We start from the raw sequence: 18,372 nt of genomic DNA, 5'->3' as shown, positions 1-18,372 counted from the left end.
TGCGCCCTCAGCCGGATCGGTTGAAGACGCCTCCGACGGGACCGCGGCCCTGGGCCGGGGCGCAAACGGAACTGGTTGGGGCTCGGCGATCCGCCGCCTACTCCTCTTCGAGGTAGTGGGCGAACTCCTCTCGGATCTCGGGGTCGGAACTCTGGTGCGCTTGAGCCGCAAGCTCGGCCAACAGATCCTCTGCGTCAATGTTGCGGATCAGGTTGGCCAATCCGAAATAGTCGGCATAGTAGGAATCATCCGTCAAGGCGGCGATGTTGGATCTGATTAGGTCGCGCAAGGCGTTCATGATCATCTCGTTACGGGTATGGCTGGTTCGGATCACCTCCATAACGAGCCCTATCCAGCGTTGCGAGAGAGACAAGGCGACAAGCGAGGGGAGCAGGGTCGGCACGTCGTCGGGAAATTGCCGCAGAAACAACAGAGCTGCACCCTGATCCCAGTTCGAGCTGCTGGCCATTGCCGCGGCCAGCAGCTCGGTCCGCTCCTCCGCTCGGAGGATTTCGGCCCGCCGCATGTGAACCTGGCGCTCCGCTTCGACCAGTGCGCTCCAGCCTGGATGACTGTGCAGATCATCCGAGTTCATGCCCGCCTCCCTGCCTAATTCAGCTTGTCAAGGTCGTTTGGTTTCGCGTGTACCGCATCACTGTTCGAGGAGATCTCGGGAGCGCAATCCCGTTCGAATCTGGTTCTCAGGATCAACGCATCAGGAATCGATCACCGATGGTTGATCGAGCGCACCGCTGGGGGCTCCGCCGCCCCCAGCCCCCGCGAACCGGAGCACTCGCCCGCGCGTCAGCTTGAGATGCGGGCTTCGATGCCGTCGAGGAGGAACTCAAGGCCGATCTGGAAGGTCTCATCGGCGCTCAGGTGGGGGCCGTCGCGTACGACCGTGGCCAGCGCGGGGAATCGCCCTGTTGCGAAGGTCCGTTCCAGATATGGCCCGTAGGCGGCCTGGAACTGCTTGATGTCCATCCCGCCGGCCCGCTCGGCGCGTCGCTCGGCGATCTTGAATCGGGAGTAGCCATGGACATCGCCATCGTCGGAGCAGGCCTGGGCGGCCTGGCCCTCGCCCGCGTGCTGCACGTCAACGGCATCGACGCCGTCGTGTACGAACGAGAACCGTCGCGCGGTGCGCGCGGCCAGGGCGGCATGCTCGATATCCACTCCGGCCAGCGGGCGCTGCGCGAGGCCGGTCTGATCGAGCGGTTCTACTCGATCGCCCGTGGTGAAGGCCAGGACATGCGTCTTCTCACCCCGGATGGCACCCTGCTGCTCCAGGAGGACACGCCCGACGACGCCCCGCTGAAGCGACCCGAGGTCGACCGCGCCGATCTGCGCAACCTGCTGCTCGATTCCCTCCCCGAAGACATGGTGCGCTGGGGGCACGCGTTCACATCCGCCGACAACGGCCTGCTGCACTTCGCCGACGGCAGCACTGCGACGTATGACCTGCTGGTCGGCGCGGACGGCGCGGCCTCCCGGGTCCGCGCGCTGCTCACCGACGCCCGCCCGGCGCATATCGGCCAGAACGTCGTCGAGGTCGGCATCCCCGATATCGACCGCACGCACCCCGACCTCGCGGCGATGGTCGGGCGCGGCAACTACTGGGTGCTCGGCAACGGAATATCCCTGGCGGCGCAGCGCAACGGCGACGGCCGCGTTCGCATAGGCGTGAGCTTCTACAACACCGCAGAGGACTGGTTCGCCACCAGCGGGATCCCGTTCGACGACCCGGCAGCTGCCCGGGCGCGGCTGATCGACCTGCTCCCTGGCTGGGACCCACAGATCACCGCGCTGATCGCGGCCTGCGACGACGCGGTGACGCCCCGGTCCATCACCACCCTCCCGGTCGGCCTGACCTGGCCGTCGCCGCCGGGCGTCACGCTGGTCGGCGATGCCGCGCACCTGATGCCGCCGACCGGGCAGGGCGCCAACATGGCGCTGCTCGACGGCGCCCGGCTCGCTCTCGCGCTGGCCGCGCACCCGCACGACCTTCCCACCGCCGTCGAAGAATACGAACGCGAGATGTTCGAACGCACCAGCGCTGCCGCCCGGATGTCCGCGGAAATGAAGGAATTGCTAATGTCACCGGACGCCGCCCAGAAAATGCTCTCATTCTTCCAACCCGGCTGACGATGACCAGACAACAGGCCGCAAAGGCACGCCCTTGTCTACCGGGAGCTGTACGTGCAGCAAGAATGGTTCGCCGATCGCGAACGGATGGCGCGGGCCGGGTTCGGCGACGATCATGCGGTCGCCACCAAGCCCCGGCCCGATCGGCGCGAAGAGCAGGTGCAAGTGCCGTTACCGGCCCCTCTGCCAGCGTCACTCTGCGGACAGTACGGCGTCCCAAAGCCGTGGTACCACCATCTCCGACAGCACGGAATCGGTCGCCGCGAAATTGAGAAGAATGCCGAGATCGGCCTGCGCTAGACCGCGGAACAGGTCCTCCCCGCCGATGGCGGCGCTGGCGTCCAGCTGGCTCCTCTCGCCTTCGGGAATCGCCGCGAGACAAGCGTCCAGCCGATCAAGGGCGCTGAAGGCGAGGACGAACTTGATCCCCGGCAGATCGGGGATCTCCAGCCGGAAGGGACGACTGCTGCCCTCCGGCGGCGTCCATTTGACGACGAGATAGTGGCCGAACTCTCGCATGACCCGATAGCGGTGGAGGATCTCTGCGGCGCCTTCTTGAGAGGTACCGCGCAGGCGGGTCTCAAAGGCGATGCCATGCGCCCACAACCTGAGCGCGGGGAAACCTTCCCGCGTGATCCCCATCCGCTCGTCCTCGGGCCCGAGAGGATTGATCTCGATCGAGCCCAGCCGGTCGTCGAGGCTCGCGAAGAGTTGGTGCCCAGGGACGCCGCCGACATAACCGCCCGCCCCGCCTATCCGGAAGAACCGTACGTGCTCCTTGGCAGTGAAGATGGCCATGTTTCCCTCAAGGACGCCGGCCTGCGGCATAGCCTCGAGCGGCGCGCCCTTGACACCGGCGGCGCGAGCCACTGCAGCGGGAACGTACCAGTCCTGGTGCTCCACGAGGCCGCGGGCCAGGGTGGCCGGCGGTACGGCCGTCCGCTGCCGAATCAGGGTCTCCACAGCGTTCGTCATCGTTACCTCACGCGCGGTCGGCGGCCTGGATGTTTCCTGGCTTACACCCAGATACGACCGTGTTCGGTGATCTCCGGTTCCGCACCCTGACGGAAATCCTCATCGAGCCTCCACCGCGTCTTTCAGGTGAGCTTGATGGTGGTGTCCAGCGAGCCCTCATGAGGAATCCGCAGGACGTGGATGAGGCGTTCGCCGTCGCGGAAGTACGTCGACGCGCCGTGCCGGAGAGTAGCCGGCCGAGCCGTGCCCCAGCGGATGGCGATCACGATGTTCCCACGACGCAGATCAAGGCCCGTGGCGGTTGCGCTCGTGTCGGTGCCGTACGTCGCGCGGGTGCCGTCGGTGAAGGTCACCTTGTCGGTGGGGTGCAGGATCAGGGGGATCTGTTCGGTGGCGGCCGACGTCGCCCGCACTGAGCGGCGTACGGTGGCGTGGTCGATGGTCACGTCGGTTCGGACGCTCGAGCTCGCCGTGTGGTAGCGGATCCCGAACGTACCCTCGCCGTGCGAGTGTTCGCCGGTCCAGGCCGTTCCGCCCGGCACGCCGTCGAAGTACTCGGCGGGCTGGTTAGCCGCAGCGTCCGCGTTGCCGTTGCTCAGCACCGTGGCCCAGCAGCCCTCGTTGCTGTCGTTGACCGAGTGCACCACCATGCCGGCGGTGGGGTGCCACAGGAAGGTCAGGCCGGTACGGGTGCGGGTCGTCGCGCGGGTGCCGAAGTAGCCGCCGAGATAGAGGCCCGGACGCCGGACGTACAGGAAGTCCTGTCCCAGGTCGCTGCGCCGCTCTACGAAGTGAGTCGTCTTCAGGTACGGCAGCTCCGCGACGGCCTTCTTCTTCTCTTTTCTGGTCGGGAACCTCTCGCCGTAGATCGCGTGGGTGAGGATGCGCGGCGAGGTGTCCTGCTTCTGCAGCGGTGGTACCGGCGCCGGGTCGGCCGCCCACGCGGCACGCGCGGCGGCGAGGTCCTCCCGCGCGGTCATGAACGCGCCCAGCGCGGGAACCTCCGGCACGAACAGCGAGTTCAGCGCGGTCCGGTCGGGGTCAGGCCGGACATCGTCGTAGTAAATGCTGCTGGTACGCGTGGACGGGGCGATGTTGGCGATGTAGCCCGAGCCGTCGGGCTCGCGGACCAGGTTGTAGCCGAGCCAGTCGGCGAAGGCACGCGCCATCGACACGAACGTCTTGTCGCCGGTCTGGTGATAGGCGTCGGCCGTCTCGGGCAGCATGACTTCGAAGTTGTAGTTCATGTCCATGCCGCGCTGCTCGATGAAGAACCCGGCGGGGCTCTGACCTGTGCGGGCGAGTCGCGCGATCGCGTCCGTCAGGCGCCGCCGCAGGAACGAGTCGGGGTCGAGGTTCAGCGCGAGGGACGCGCCGGCCAGTCCGGCGGTGGCCTGGTTGGCGTACGCCAGAGGTGTCTGCCAGATCGCGGTGGTGGCGGGATCCAGAAACCAGGTCATGGCGGAGTGCAGAGCCGTCCGGATCTGGACCTGGCGCTCGGGCAGGACGTGGGCCTTCCGCAGGATGCCCAGGGTCTTGCTCAGATACCCCATGGCGAAGCCGGTGGCCGGCATCGAGTGCTCGCTGCTGGAATACTCCGGCCACGAGCCGTCCGCGTGCTGGAGACCCAGGTAGTGGCCGAGGGCGGCGTCCAGGGCGGCGAGCAGCGTGGGGTTGCCGGCGTACGGGTTCCAGCGCCGGGCGTTGGCGTAGAACCAGCTCAGCGTGTGGACGTGCTCCTGGACACGAGCGTTGTACGGCGCGGCGGGCGTACGCCACCAGCCGCCGGCGAAGAAGCCGTCGTCGTCGATGTCGTCGACCATCGGCGCGAGGGTCACCAGGTACGGGGCGTAGCGCTGCTCGGCCGGGGCGAACAGCCTGCGGTTCGGCGCTCCCGGCGGCAGCGGCGGCACGTCCGGCAGGGAGCCCGCCGCCGTGGCGCCCGCACGGCTCGCCGGAAGTGCGGCGAGCAGGGCCGCTCCACCGGCCGCGGCGAGCATGCTGCGGCGGGTCAGGGGGGACGTCGAGGGCAGGGGAGGGTGCGGTTTCACGGAGGATCGACTCCTTGGGGAGGGGGTACTTCCGGGATGCGGTGACGTCGGGTGGTCGAGGCCGGCTATTCGAGGCCGGTGTGCGAGTCGAGGCCGGCTATTTGAGGCCGGTGTGCGACAGGCCTTCGATGAACTGCCGCTGCGCGATCACGAAGACGATGATCACTGGGATGGCCGTGAGCGAGGCCGCGGCCAACTGCACGTTCCACATCGGCCCGCCGTACGAGTCGACGTACTGGGTGAGCGCCTGGGGCAGGGTGAACTTCTCCGGCGAGGAGAGGTAGACGATCGGCTCGAGATAAAGATTCCAGCTCTGCAGGAAGGTGAAGATGGCGACCGCGCCCAGCGCGGGGCGCGCCAGCGGCAGCGCGATCCGCCAGAAGGTGGCCGGCCGGCCCAGCCCGTCGACCTGCGCGGCCTCCTCCAGTTCCTTCGGCAGGACCAGGAAGAACTGGCGCATGATGAAGGTGGCGAGCACGCTCGGCGCACCGAAGATGGGCACCAGGATCAGCGGCCAGTGCGTGTTGGTCAGGCCCCACCGGTGGAACATCTGGAACAGCGGCACGATGGTGACCTCGCTGGGGATCAGCAGGCCGACCAGGATCACGAGGAACAGCGCGTTCGCGCCGCGGAACCGGATGCGCGCGAACGCGTACCCGGCGAGTGAGGAGACCGCCATCGTGCCGATGGTGACGACGATGGCGATGTAGAGGCTGTTGACGTACTGCCGTGCGAACGGCTGGAGGGTGAAGACCTTGCGGTAGGCCCCGGCGTCGATGGTGGAGGGGAACAGCGACGGCGGCGAGGCGAAGATCTGACCGACCGGCTTGAGCGACGAGGTGACCATCCACCAGGTCGGGAAGATGAACGGGACGCACAGCACGCACAGCAGCCCGTACAGCGCGGTCTTACGCCTCATGGAAGACCCACCTCCTCCGAAGGCGCCACTGGAGCAGCGTGAGCAGAAAGACGATCGCGAACAGCAGCACCGCGAGGGCCGACCCATAGCCGAACTGATGGAACTGGAAGGCCTGCTGGTACAGGTAGTAGACGAGCACCGTGGTGGACGTGCCCGGTCCTCCCTGGGTGAGGACCGCGATCTGGGCGAAGACCTGCAGCGAGCCGACCACGGTGATGATCGAGGTGAGCAGCAGTGTCGGGCTGATCAATGGCACGGTGATGGAGCGGAACCGCCGCCAGGCCCCCGCCCCGTCGAGCCGTGCCGCCTCGTACACCGACGCGGGTACGTCCTGGAGGGCCGCGAGGAACAGCACCATGTTGAGGCCCACGTTCTTGAAGACCTGCACCACGATCACGGAGAACATGGCCCCGCCGCCCGTGCGCAGCCAGTTGGGGCCGGTCACGCCGACCACGGACAGCAGGCCGTTGATCCCGCCGTTCTTCTGCAGGAGGAAATTCCACACGATGGTCCACGCCACCAGCGAGACGACCACCGGGGAGAAGAAGAGGACGCGGAAGACCACGGTGCCGCGCAGCCTCTGGTTGAGCAGGACCGCCAGGAGGAGGGCCAGGGTCAGGTTGACCGCGACCAGCCCGGCGGAGAACAGTGCCGTCGCCGTGAGTACTGAGGGCAGCTTGGGGTCCTCGGCCAGCCGGCGGTAGTTGTCCGCGCCGACGAAGTCGAACGTGCCCGCCAGCACGTTCCACTCGTTCAGGCTGTACCAGACCATCATGCCGAGGGGCACCAGGACGAAGATCACGCTGCCGATGAGCTGTGGCGCCACGAACAGGTAGCCGACGAGGTGGTCGCGGCGCCGGGCGGTCCAGAACGGTCCGGCCTTTCGGGTGGCGCTCGGACGGCCGGTGACGGCCGTACGAGCGGGGGTCCGAACCGCCATCACTTGGCCAGCAGCGGCTGGATGGAGCCGCACACCGAGGCCATCACCTTCGGCACGTCGGCCGTCGGCTGCCACAGCGGATCGAGTGAGGCACGCACCGTCTGGGCGATTTCGGCCTCGCCGGTGTGGTTGGGCTTGACCCGTCCCTTCGCGATGCCGTCGATGACGATCTTCTGGAGCTGGTCGGGTTTGAGCAGCGGGTTGCTCTTGGCCAGGGCATCGGCCGTCAGCAGCGGCGTTCGCGGCGGCGGGAAGTACTGCGCGAGCTTGGCGGAGTTGGCCGGGTCGGTGAAGAAGGCCAGGAAGTCCGCAGCCGCGTTCGCGTGCCTGCCCTTCTTCAGCACCCCGATCCCGCCCTGGCCGATGACGTTGTAGGCGCCGTTCGGCCCGGTCGGAAGCGGGACCAGGTCCCAGTGGAACCCCGCGCCCTTGAGGAGGGCGGCCCGGCTGATCTGGGTGATGGTCATGGCGGCGTCGCCGGCGAAGAAGTCCGGCGACGTGCCAGGGCCGGGTATCGCCTTCTGGTCGAAGATCGCCTTGTGCAGGAAGGTCATCGCCTGGACCATCTGGGGCTTGGTGAAGCCGCAGGTCTTCCCGTCCTCGCTCCACGCCTCGGCGCCCCAGCCGCCCCACACGGTGGCCAGGTTGTCCCACGCCTTGTAGTCGAAGTCGCGGACCACCAGGCCCGCCTTGCCGGTCCGCTGGTGCACCGCGGACGCGGCCGCGATCGCCTGGTCCCAGGTCCAGCCTGCGGCGGGGGGCTTCTGGCCGGCCTTCTTGAGCAGGTCGGTGTTGACGAAGACGCCGAAGGGCGACGTGGAGAACGGGTAGGCGTAGAGCGTTCCGTCCTGGCGCCACAGCCGGGTCGGGCCGGCGGCCAGGTCGCCGTACTGGTAGCCGGGGTACTTCTTCAGCGTGTCGTCGAGCGGACGCAGCGCGTGGGAGGCGACGAAGTCGGGCGCCGTGTTCTCCAGGATCCAGGCGAGGTCGGGCGGGTTGCCACCGGCGATCTGCGTGGTCAGCGCGGTGCTGTAGTTCTCCACCGGCAACGGGTCGAACTTTATGGAGACGACGTTCGGGTGAGCCCGGCGGTACTCGTCGGCGATCCCGTTGAACAGCTTGAGATGGTCGGCGTTGGCGGTCCAGACGGTCATGCGCAGCGAGATCTTGCCGTTGTCCTGGCCCGACCCGCCGCCCCCGCAGGCGGTCAGGCCGAGCAGGATCGCGAGCCCGAGGCTCAGCAACCTGGTGATCTTCATTGGGGGGCTCCTTAGTAGCCGGCGATGTCCGGCCAGTGGAGTTCGACTCCCTGGGCCTCGAGGCGGGCCTGGAAGTCGGTGAGCAGGCCGGGATCGTTGCGGACCGCCCTGGGCGTGGTCCCGCGATCCAGGCAGAAGGCGGCCAGCACGCCGGCGGCCTCGCCGATGTTCCATTCGACGGGGTGCAGTCGATAGCAGCCGTTGGTGATGTGCGTGGTGCCGAGGTTCTTGCCGGCGGGGAGCAGGTTCTCGACACGCTGGGGTATGAGCGCGCCGAGGGGGATCTCGAACGGGCTGTTCGCCACGTCGAGGTAGTTGTCGCCGCCTGTCGTGGGATGCAGGTCGATGCGGTACATCCCGATGCCGACCGAGTCGGGGTAGCGCACGGCTCCCTTGTCGCCGCGCACGGCGACCGACAGGTCGTGCTCGACGATGGTGCGTTCGGCCCGGATTCGGCGGCTCTCCCTGATGTACGGTGCCTGCGCCAGCCCGTCGGATGACCCCGTGACGTCACCGCGCAGCCGTAGGCCGGGGAAGCCGGTGCCGCCGTCCGGGCGCGGCGCCTCGGTCTGCAGCCAGTAGAACACGCAGAGGGACAGCTCCCTGACTCCCCGGAGGTGCCGGTCCGCGTCGTCGGTCTCGAAGACCGGGCCGAGGAGGTAGTCGATCAACGGCCAGTTGACCAGCGTGATGTCGCTGGCGTATACCCCCTCGGTGAACAGCCGGCGAGCGGCGATTCTGCGGAAGGTCCACAGGTTCCCGTCCCCGGGGTTGCGCCGCTGATCGGCCCGTACGGCCAGGGGATCGTCGTCCGGGTTGGGGGTGAAGCTCCGCTCGGTGATCTCCAGCGTGCGGGGATGGGGTGAACGCCAGCCGAGCAGGTTGCCGCCCCAGAACGGCGGGGCGTAGTCGCGCCAGAACGCGTAGTTCGGCGGTCGGTCGATGGTGTGGTCGCCCGGCACGTGGTCGATCGCGAAGCACGCGGAGACCGCCTGCATGTTGAGCGGCTGCGCCTTCGCCGGAGCGCTGGGTTCGCCGGTGTCGGACTCCGCCTCGAACCCGGTCACGTACTCGGTACCTGTCAGCGGCAGCAGTTCCCCGGTCTCGGTGGCGTCGAGGATGTACGGCGCGGAGATCGTCGTCTCGCCGCCGCCGTGCCGGTGGGCGACCCGTACCGCCGTCACCCGGTCCCCGTCGGTCTCCGCCGCGACCGGCCGGTACGGCTGCAGCACGAGAAGCCGGCCGCCGCCTCGATAGGGCGCGAGCATCGCCTCCAGCACGGCCACGGCGACGCGCGGCTCATGGCAGAGCGGGCTGACCCAGCCGGCCCCTGGATTGAGCTCACGCCACGCACGGGCACGGTCGGTGAGCGGGAAGTGCTTCCGGTAGAACGCGCGGATTCCGTTCCGCAGCTCCCGGTAGCCGGCGGTGACGCCGAAGCGCTCGACCCACGTGTGCTCGTCCGGGGGAACGGCCTGGCTGGTGAGCTGACCGCCCAGCCAGTCGTACTCCTCGGTGAGGACGACACGTCGTCCCGCGCGCAGCGCGGCGAGAGCCGCCGCGACTCCGCCGAGCCCTCCCCCGACGACCAGCACGTCGGTCTCCATCTCGGCCAACATGGCTCCTTTCACGTCGCGGGGCCGCTGAGCGTCGAGCCCTCGACCGGTTCGCAGGGCAGCAGTCGCTGTACGAGAGGGCCGCCCTCCAGCAGCCCGGTCAGGACCTGGACGGCCTGCCGGCCCATCTCCCGGCGCGGGATACGGAAGCCGGTGAAGTCGATGTCGGTGGGCGCCGGGCGCGTCGGGTCGCCCAGGGTCACGATCGACAGGTCGGCCGGTAGGGAGACGCCACGCCCGAGGGCCTCGTCGGCGATGGCCACCGCGTCGGCGTACTCCTCGGCGAAGACGGCCGTGACCCCCTCCAGGGCGTCGAGCAACTCGGCCGGACCGCCGGCGGTCGGGCGCACGTGCCGTACCGGCAGGTCTCCCGCCGCTTCGAGAAAGCCGCTCATCCGGTCCGCCAAAGACTCGGCTCCTTCGCCATGGCCGAGGTAGGCGAGGCGGGTATGTCCGAGTGCCCTGGCCCGTTCGACGAGGGCGCGGACGGCCGGGCCGTAGTCGGCCCCGACGTACGGCACGGGGCCGCCCGCGTCGTCGCGCCGTCCGACCGAGACGAACGGGAAGTTCTCCGAGACCAGCCGGGCGAGCTCATCGCGGTCCAGAGAACGGCCGAGCAGGATGCAGCCGTCGGCGAGACGAAGGCGGTTGGCCTCGTGGTAGATGCGACGCCGCCCGTCGATGACCGGCACGCTGGTCAGCAGCAGCAGGTCGCAGCCCAGCCTCTCGGCGCACTCCTCGATGCCGACCAGGAACGGATGGTAGAAGTCGGCCGTGGCGCTGGGGAAGACCGGCTCATACGTGAAGACGCCGAGGATCCGGTTGTGCCGGTCCACCAGACGTCGCGCGACGGGATCGGCCACGTATCCGGTCTCACGGATCACCGAGAGCACTCGGTCCCTCGTCTCCGGAGGGATCCGTGTCTCTTCGCTGGACCGGTTGTTGAGCACCAGAGAGACGGTCGTCTGGCTGACCCCCGCGAGCTTCGCGATGTCACGCTGGGTGATGCGTCTCGACGCCGCGTCCGACATCCGATCCCCTCTGCTAATACGTATTAAGCTGGCCTAATCAACGGATCCTGGAGGATGGCGACTGACCGCGTCAAGGGCGCTAATGCGAATTAGCATTCGGATGCGCTATTGACCACCCGATCACTGAGGGTCGAGACTCGCCGGGAACTCGCACTTCGAGCAAGGAGGCCGGCGATGCCCGACGTGCATCTGGACCCCGAATTGGCCGCGGGCCTTTCCGCGGCACCGGTCCGCCCGTTCGACGCGTCCGGGGTCGGGTACGAGGACCTGCCGGCGATCCGGAAGGAGCGCACGGCCCTCGTGGTTCCCGAGGTGTCCGACGAGCGGATCACCATCACCGAGCGCCACGCCCCGGTCCGGCTTCGGATCTACCGCCCCGTCGATCTGCCGGGGATTCTTCCGTGCCTGTACTGGATCCACGGCGGAGGCATGATCATGGGAAGCGTCAAGGCGGACGACGCCCGGCTCGTCGAGTACGCGCTCGCCGTCCCAACCGAGTTCCACCTGTACCCCGGCGCCTGCCACGGCTGGGACTCCCTCGTTCCCGACGCGAAGCTCAGCCGCCGCGCGGTGCGGGAGCGGATCCGGGCCCTGCGCGAGCGCATGGCCCCCTGACTCGGCGCGAGTGTCACCGGGAGGCCTCATGGGCCTGATGATCGCCGGGTAGGCGCCGTGTTACTCGGGACGGCGCCGCCGCGTGAGGTCACAGGTACAGGCCGGGTCGCCCCTCGGTCGTGTCGGGGGCGTCCGCTTCCGGCAGGTCCTCGACGCGGAGGACGCCGATGTCGGTGGCGCTCAGGTCCGTGGCGCCCGGGTCCGTGGTGATGCGCTCGGCCTGGCGGCCGATCGTCGCTTCGAGCAGGTTCCGGATCATACGGCCGTTGCCGAACGACGGGCCGCGTTCCGTACCGCGGAGGCGGCCGGCGATCGCGTCGCGGACGTCCGGTGCGAGGGCGAAGCCCTCCTTCTCCGCCATTGACGCGAAGATCGCCACGAGCTCCTCGTCCGAATAGTCCGGGAACTCCAGTCGTTTCGGAAAGCGCGACGCGAGACCCGGGTTGTCGTCCAGGAACAGATCCATCTCTTCCCCGTAGCCAGCGACGATCACCACGAGGTCGGCACGGTGGTCCTCCATCAGTTTCACCAGCGTGGCGACCGCCTCGTGGCCGAAGTCCCACGGCGACTCACGTGGGGTGAGCGTGTACGCCTCGTCGATGAACAGCACTCCGCCGAGCGCGCGCTCGACCACGCCGGTCACCTTCGCCGCCGTCTGGCCGATGTAACCGGCGACGAGATCGGCGCGCGCGACCTCGACGAGATGACCGGACGACAGCAGGCCGAGATCGGCGTAGACACCGGCGAGTACGCGGGCGACCGACGTCTTGGCGGTTCCGGGCCTGCCGGAGAACACCAGGTGCCGGGCGGGCGCGTTCACCGGCAGGCCGGCGTCCCGGCGCAGGCTCTCGCTCCGGACCTCGGCCACCAGCCGCCGTACCTCCCGCTTGACGTCCGTCAGGCCGATCATCGCGTCGAGTTCGGCGATCGGGTCGACGGGCGGCCCGGTGCGTATGCGGCCGCTCAGTGTGCCGGGGATGTCCTCGGCGCGGAGTTCGGCGGGGTCCGCGTCCGGTACATCGGCCAGGCGGCGGGACTGCAGCGCGGACGCGCGTTCGAGGACGTTGCGCATGAGCCGAGCGTTGCCGAAAGAGCGTCCCCGCGGCTGCCGGCGGATGAGCCCGCGGACCTTGTCCGCGACGCCCTCGCCGAGCCGTAGGCCCGCCTCATCCGCCTGGAGCTCCAGTATCTCGATCAGCTCGTCGTCGCCGTAGTCCGGGAAGCGCACCGTCGTGGGGAAGCGGGAGGCCAGGCCGGGGTTGGCGGACAGGAAGTCGAACATCTCCGCCTCGTACCCGGCGACGACCACGGCGAGGTCGTCGCGGTGGTCGTCCATGAACTTGAGCAGTTCGGTGATCGCCTCGGGGCCGTAGTCCTCGTGGCTGTCCGACCGGGCCAGGGAGTACGCCTCGTCGATGAACAGCACTCCCCCGAGCGCCTGCTCCGCCAGGCGCCGGGTCTTGACCGCGGTCTGGCCGAGGTACTGCCCGACCAGGTCCGAGCGGGTCGCCTCCACCAGGTGGCCCGACGTGAGCAGGCCGAACCGCTTGTAGATGCCCGCGAGCAGTCGTGCCACGTGAGTCTTGCCGGTTCCCGGGTTGCCGGTGAACACCATGTGCCGGGCAGGCGCCACGGCGCGCAGGCCCGCCTCTCGGCGCTTGCGCGCCGCCTCCGCCTGGTCCAGCCAGAGCTCGATCTCCTGCTTGACCTCGCCGAGCCCGATGAGGGCGCGGAGTTCGGCGAGCGGGTCCGTGTGGACGCCGTCGGCGACGAAGGTGGCCGGGACGTCCGCCAGGGTCACGGCCGGCCGGGTTCCCGGCGTCGTACGGGACCGGACCTCCTCGAGGATGGTCTCCGCGAGACCGTGGGCCAGCCGGGCGTTGCGCAGGTTGCGGACCGGCGCCGTACGGGCGAGGAGCGCGCCGGCGGCGGTCGCGGCGTCCGGATCGGCGGTGCCGCCGCGCTGCTCCACCGCCCGGCGGAAGAGCTCGGCGTACCCCTCGGCGGTGAACGGGCGGGTGCGGACGACCTGGAACCGCTGGAGCAGGCCCGGGTTGACCTCCCGCAGCCGTTCGTCGCCACGCGTCTCGGTCAGCGCCACGACGTGCAGGTCGTCGTAGACGTCGAGGAGCCGGTGCAGCTCCTCCATCACGGCACTGCCGTTCTGCGGCTCGTCGGCCAGGGCGTCGAGGTTGTCGATGATGACGAGGCGTTCGCCGCGTGAGTCCCGTACGGCGACGTGGAAGGCGGCCACCGCGTCGCTCTGCCCCGAGTAGATGGCGTCCGACATCCAGAGCGGGCCGTCGGCCAGCCCGCGGCCGCGCATGATCCGCTCCACTTCCTGCGCCGCGTCGTGTTTTCCGGTGCCGTCCGGGCCGGCGATGAGCAGCCGTACCGGGCCGGAGCGCGCCTCGCCGATCGTCCGCAGCATCGCGACGACGTCCGGCTGTCCGATCAGCGCGGTCCCGTACTCGGCGGTCTCGGCGGTCGCCTTCGCGGGTGCTGCGGCGCCTCCGGCGCCGAACCGGGCGGCGAGCGGATTGGAGACGACGCGCCGCGGCCGGAACAGCCGGATCTGGTCGTAGGTGAAACCGCCGACGGGAACGCCGTACTCATCCGGGTCGGCCGGTTCGTCGGGAAGGCCGTGCACCGCGCACACGAACCGGATCGCCATGTCCAGCCAGGCACGGCACGCGTCGGCCTGCCCGGCGGCCAGCCCCTGTGCCAGCCAGGTGCGGATCCGGCCGGACCAGTCCTCCGGCTCGACCTCCGCGAGCACCTCGGTCACCTCCGCCGTACGGGCGCCGAGCGCGACGGCCACCTCGGCGGGCACGGCGTCCTGTCCCATCGCCCGCAGCAGGCCGGCGACGCCGTAGCCGGGCGGTCCCGGCAGCGGCACGACGTCGCGGAGATGGTCGTGCGTGGGCAGGAGCCCTTCACAGACCCAGCGGAGGTGGTCGATCGGGCCCGCCAGCTCCGGCAGCCCGCCGAGGATCTCCTCGTCCGCGGCCGCCGCCCACTGCTCACGCCGGTCCTCGGGCGGGCCGGCCGGATCGTACGGCGCCGTCTCGTACAGGCGGAGCAGCGCCTGCCGCCGCGACTCGACCGGTTCGAGGCCCGCGAAGGCGGCCACGCAGTCGCGGGCCAGCTCGCGGGCGGTCGCGTGGTTCTCGACGAACCACTCGCCGTCGCGCAGATCCCACTGGTACGGCGGACGCCACGTCGTGACGGACGCGCCCCAGATGTCGGGCTTACGCGCCGGGGCGCGATCCAGCCACCGCCCGAAGATCTCGGCCTCCACGTCGGCCCGGTTCCCGGCGCGTACCGCGCCGACGCCGAGCAGGTACTGGAGGATGCTCAGCATCTCCTCGCGCACCAGGTCCGGCCGGCCACCGGCCCGTTCGTCGCCCATCAGGGCCTCGGCCCTGGCGGCGATCTCCTCGAACGTGCCGTCCGGCACCCGCCAGGGCCGGCCGTACGCGTACAGGTCGAGCACCGGCTCATCACCGAGCAGGATCTCCAGATGCTCCGGCAGTCCCAATTGCGCCCGTCTCCCCAGTGATTCGATGTGCCGCCGCTGTTCTACACCACCAGCGGACCGGGCCGGTCGGGACATTCGATGGCGAGGATCGCCCCGGTGCTCTCGTCATCGGTCACGCGACATCGCCTTTACCCGATGATCAATCGTCCGACCTTGTTGGCGGTGAGCTCGGCGAACCAGATCGACCCCGCCTGTTCGTTGTTGATGTCGCAAGGGCTCGACAGCGACGACGGGGTCGCGTAGGTCACGACCTTGTGCGTCGCCGGGTCGAAGCTCGCCATGCGGTTGCCCAGCCCGACGCTCCCGGCGAAGTTCAGCGGGAAGTACAGCCTGCCGTCGCTGCCGGTGACGATCGGGCCGGGAATCGGGAGCGGGTTGCCGATGCTGACGCCGTTCAGCAGCCCGCTGAGCAGACCGTGCACTCCGAGGAGTGGATATTCGGCGATCTTGCCGGTGGCGGGATTGATACGGGCCAGTTTCATCGCCCGTTCCTCGGTGACCCAGATGGCGCCGTCGGGACCGGTCGTCACGCCGAGCGGGAACGACAACGGCGTCGGCATCGTGTACGCCTTGACCGCCTTGGTGTCGACGTCGATCGAATAGACCTTGTTCTCCAGCGGCATGTCGGTGACCATGGTGCGCCCCGGGCCGGGTTTGATGATCCCGAACAGGGCCTGCTCCGCCCCGGCCGCCGTGGGCAACCGGTACTTGGTCATCCGGTGAGTCGCCATGTCGACGCGTCCCACCGCGTTCAGCCCACCGAGTGTGAACCACATCGCGCCATCGGCGCCTTTGCTGATGTCGTTCGCCAGACCGAGTCCGGTGTGGAGGGGCAGCCCGAGCGCGGTCGTGCTGAGAGCGCCGGCCCAGGGCAGCGGCAGTTCCCGCATGGAGCCGGAGTCGGGATCGATACGGAGCAGGCTGTTGCCCGTGACCTCGGTGGACCAGATCGCCCCGTCCTGGCCGAGCTCCTCACCGCCGGGCACCGACAGCGGCATCGGCGTGTTGAACTCGGTGAACCGCCCGGTCTTCGGGTCCATCCGGGCGAACTGCCCGGCGAGGTACTGCTCGACCCAGAGCCGACCCCGGCGGTCGAACTCCACCTCACACGCGCCCGAGATCGGCCCTGTCGGCAGCGGCCCGTACTCGACCACATGGCGGACGGCGGCCCCTGCGCCGGCCGCGGGCCGGAACACCGCGGCACCGGCGAGGACGGCGACGCCGAGTCCCCTGAGCAGCGGGCGTGCGGCCCTCCGCAGTGAGGGACGCGGACCCGTGGCGACTTGTTGCATTCCTGTTCTGTTCCTGTCGGTCGAGCGCCGGTCTAGTGCCTGGCGACGTAGGCGGGGGGGAACGTGACGGGCAGGGCGGCCAGGCCGCACATCTACATGGACGGCCGCCAGACTAGATCTTCGGGTGCGACCACGAGCACCAAGTCCGGGAATCGGCCCAAAAGGACCTCGACGGCCGCCTGAGCCGCCGATCAGCGCCGGCTGTCGTTCCTTCTGCCGTACCGGTCATCCATGAGGGCTTGCACCGGCCACGTGGTCGACAGGAATTCCGTTGCTCCGGGACAGGGCCAGTTGGGTGCGGCTGACGCACCCTGTCTTGGCGAATATGTGCGTCAGGTGCTTCTTTACCGTATCGACGGTGATATGAAGCTCGCCGGCGATTTCGCCGTTACTGAGACCTTCGGCTATCAGATCGGCGATCTGCGACTCTCGCTTGGTAAGTGCTTGACCATTCGGCACAGGCTGGTGGCGAGTGAGGTGCTGTTGAAGCAACGGCGCGAGCTGACGTCCCAGCTTACCCAGGATGGCCCGTTCCAGACTTCGCGCGATGTTTTCTTCGAAGGCCACCACAAGATACTCGGCGCCAACGACCCCCGCGTCAATGCGGACGGCGATTGCGTCGACGATGTCATGGCGTCGCCAGAAGCGCTCGATGACGAGACGCTCCGGCTCGCTCGCACCTTTCAGCTCACTCATCGCCACGACCCCATGCGACCGGAGTCGAGCCTGCACGCATGCGAGACTTAGCGGATCTCGGCCATATGCAGCGCAATCAGCGGAATCCGGCGACAGGGAGAGTTTATCGATCGACGCGCGGCGAATCGTCGCCTTCGTCCAGGCGAAGTGTTGCGCCAGTGAGATGAGTAGCGTTTTCCTGAAGCCGTGAATGTCTGCAGCCTCTATTACGTCATCCAATACCGCAAAGAGGCGGCGGTAATCGGCAGGCTGGAGCGGGTCGACATCGCATACCCGGGCCGGGCCTGCCACCGACGTCGTGGACATGTCCCGAGGATCACATGCCGCATGACCCTCGGCATCCGGAAGAAGCCTTACATCGGACCTTAGATCCGGGCCATGCCCCCTTAGCCGAGCCGGCAGCGGCTGTGGGCACACCGACCGGCCAGGCAAAGGTGATCATCCGCGCTAGCCGCTCATACTGGTGCGGCCTAGCAGCGTGAGGGCGAGTTGCGTCCGGTTCGCGCAGCCAGTCTTTGACATTGCACGAGTTAGATGCTTTTTCACGGTATCGACCGTGATGTGCAGTCGCCTGGCGATCTGCACGTTACTCAGCCCGCTGGCGACCATCCTCGCCACCTGCTCTTCACGACCCGAAAGACCCGCCGGCACCGGGGAGGAGTCGCGCAGCCGGGAGAAATGCCTGTCGAGCCAAGGACCGAGGTAACGGTTCAGATGCCCCATCATGGCCCGGTCGTGTTCGCGCAGCGCGCTTTCGTCATCAAAGTAGACGCATACCAGCGCCGCCCCGCCCGCCTTGCCGACGATACGACCGTTCAGAATATCCGCGATCCGGTGTCGGTGTAGATATCGTTCAACGAACGACCATTCATGGATCGTCGAGCCGCCCTCCAGATCCCGGAGTGAGATATAACCCTCCCGATCGAGCAAGCGGCCGGCCGTGGGCGTTTTGAAGGGGTTCCGCATATACCAGCGATCGAGATACTCCTCCAGAAATATCGAGGAGCGATTACTGTGGAAATGATTAATTGCGACGGACCGCTCAGGAAAGCCGCCCAGGTCTGCAGGTATATCGACGATCAGAGAGTCGGTCCAACTCAAATGTGACGCCAGCGACTCCCGGAACTGCTCAAAGAAGTGTGCCTTCCCGGCCACGTCGGCTAGATCTTCGAGAACGGCGAACATGTTGCGGTAATCCGCCGGTTCCAGTGGAGATGCGCTTCCAGAGTGACGCATCAGCCCGAGCCTCGCTTCCATATGGATGAAAGGGCCGCACTGAAGCCTCTCATGCG

At 68.4% G+C, this 18,372-nt stretch carries 15 protein-coding genes; 2 read left to right on the top strand and 13 right to left on the bottom strand.

The annotated features are described in order from the left end of the window. Positions 1–97: 97 nt before the first annotated feature. On the bottom strand, positions 98–595 hold the full coding sequence (locus AB0I04_RS38270) for a hypothetical protein (protein ID WP_360896328.1): 498 nt from the start codon (positions 593–595) through the stop codon (positions 98–100). 209 nt (positions 596–804) lie between these two features. Continuing rightward, positions 805–1,095, bottom strand: coding sequence for a TetR/AcrR family transcriptional regulator C-terminal domain-containing protein (locus tag AB0I04_RS38265; protein WP_360896325.1), 291 nt, complete (start codon positions 1,093–1,095; stop codon positions 805–807). Here AB0I04_RS38265 and AB0I04_RS38260 point away from each other — a divergent pair. Next, positions 1,036–2,145 carry an FAD-dependent monooxygenase gene (locus AB0I04_RS38260; RefSeq protein WP_360896322.1) on the top strand — a complete coding sequence of 370 codons (1,110 nt, stop codon included), beginning with the start codon at positions 1,036–1,038 and terminating at the stop codon, positions 2,143–2,145. The two genes, AB0I04_RS38265 and AB0I04_RS38260, sit on opposite strands and share 60 nt — an antisense overlap. Positions 2,146–2,337: 192 nt before the next feature. On the opposite strand, the gene AB0I04_RS38255 is transcribed toward AB0I04_RS38260, so the two are convergent. From AB0I04_RS38255 to AB0I04_RS38225, 7 genes are all read right to left on the bottom strand, one after another. Continuing rightward, entirely contained in the window at positions 2,338–3,120 is a 783-nt protein-coding gene (locus AB0I04_RS38255; RefSeq protein ID WP_360896319.1) for a hypothetical protein, read from the bottom strand. Positions 3,121–3,242: 122 nt separating this feature from the next. Continuing rightward, positions 3,243–5,171 (bottom strand): hypothetical protein, encoded by a 1,929-nt coding sequence (locus AB0I04_RS38250; protein ID WP_360896316.1) that lies wholly within the window; start codon positions 5,169–5,171, stop codon positions 3,243–3,245. Positions 5,172–5,268: 97 nt separating this feature from the next. Further along, on the bottom strand, positions 5,269–6,090 hold the full coding sequence (locus tag AB0I04_RS38245; RefSeq protein WP_360896313.1) for a carbohydrate ABC transporter permease: 822 nt from the start codon (positions 6,088–6,090) through the stop codon (positions 5,269–5,271). After that, positions 6,080–7,030, bottom strand: a complete 951-nt coding sequence (locus tag AB0I04_RS38240) for a sugar ABC transporter permease (protein WP_360896310.1) — start codon at positions 7,028–7,030, stop codon at positions 6,080–6,082. Before AB0I04_RS38240 ends, AB0I04_RS38245 begins: the two co-directional genes overlap by 11 nt. Continuing rightward, on the bottom strand, positions 7,030–8,289 hold the full coding sequence (locus tag AB0I04_RS38235) for a sugar ABC transporter substrate-binding protein (RefSeq protein ID WP_360896307.1): 1,260 nt from the start codon (positions 8,287–8,289) through the stop codon (positions 7,030–7,032). Before AB0I04_RS38235 ends, AB0I04_RS38240 begins: the two co-directional genes overlap by 1 nt. 11 nt (positions 8,290–8,300) lie before the next feature. Beyond that, positions 8,301–9,908: an FAD-dependent oxidoreductase gene (locus AB0I04_RS38230; RefSeq protein WP_360896304.1), complete on the bottom strand. Its 1,608-nt coding sequence runs from the start codon at positions 9,906–9,908 to the stop codon at positions 8,301–8,303. Between the two features lie 8 nt (positions 9,909–9,916). Continuing rightward, on the bottom strand, positions 9,917–10,936 hold the full coding sequence (locus tag AB0I04_RS38225; protein ID WP_360896301.1) for a LacI family DNA-binding transcriptional regulator: 1,020 nt from the start codon (positions 10,934–10,936) through the stop codon (positions 9,917–9,919). A 174-nt stretch (positions 10,937–11,110) separates the two neighbouring features. On the opposite strand from AB0I04_RS38225, the gene AB0I04_RS38220 reads away from it, so the two are divergent. Further along, positions 11,111–11,551 (top strand): hypothetical protein, encoded by a 441-nt coding sequence (locus AB0I04_RS38220; protein ID WP_360896298.1) that lies wholly within the window; start codon positions 11,111–11,113, stop codon positions 11,549–11,551. 88 nt (positions 11,552–11,639) lie between these two features. Here AB0I04_RS38220 and AB0I04_RS38215 read toward each other — a convergent pair whose 3' ends face one another. From AB0I04_RS38215 to AB0I04_RS38200, 4 genes are all read right to left on the bottom strand, one after another. Next, positions 11,640–15,092, bottom strand: coding sequence for an AAA family ATPase (locus AB0I04_RS38215; protein WP_360896295.1), 3,453 nt, complete (start codon positions 15,090–15,092; stop codon positions 11,640–11,642). 128 nt (positions 15,093–15,220) lie between these two features. Further along, on the bottom strand, positions 15,221–16,384 hold the full coding sequence (locus AB0I04_RS38210) for a hypothetical protein (RefSeq protein WP_360896293.1): 1,164 nt from the start codon (positions 16,382–16,384) through the stop codon (positions 15,221–15,223). 225 nt (positions 16,385–16,609) lie between these two features. Further along, positions 16,610–17,386, bottom strand: a complete 777-nt coding sequence (locus tag AB0I04_RS38205; RefSeq protein ID WP_360896290.1) for a LuxR C-terminal-related transcriptional regulator — start codon at positions 17,384–17,386, stop codon at positions 16,610–16,612. 141 nt (positions 17,387–17,527) lie between these two features. Next, the gene (locus AB0I04_RS38200; RefSeq protein WP_360896287.1) at positions 17,528–18,265 is read right to left on the bottom strand and encodes a helix-turn-helix transcriptional regulator; all 738 of its coding nucleotides are present in this window, start codon (positions 18,263–18,265) and stop codon (positions 17,528–17,530) included. Between the last annotated feature and the right edge of the window lie 107 nt (positions 18,266–18,372).

Source organism: Actinoallomurus sp. NPDC050550, assembly GCF_040655075.1.
GTDB lineage: Bacteria > Actinomycetota > Actinomycetes > Streptosporangiales > Streptosporangiaceae > Actinoallomurus.
Note: the sequence above shows the minus strand (reverse complement) of the source record. Positions and strands in the feature narration are given on the sequence as shown.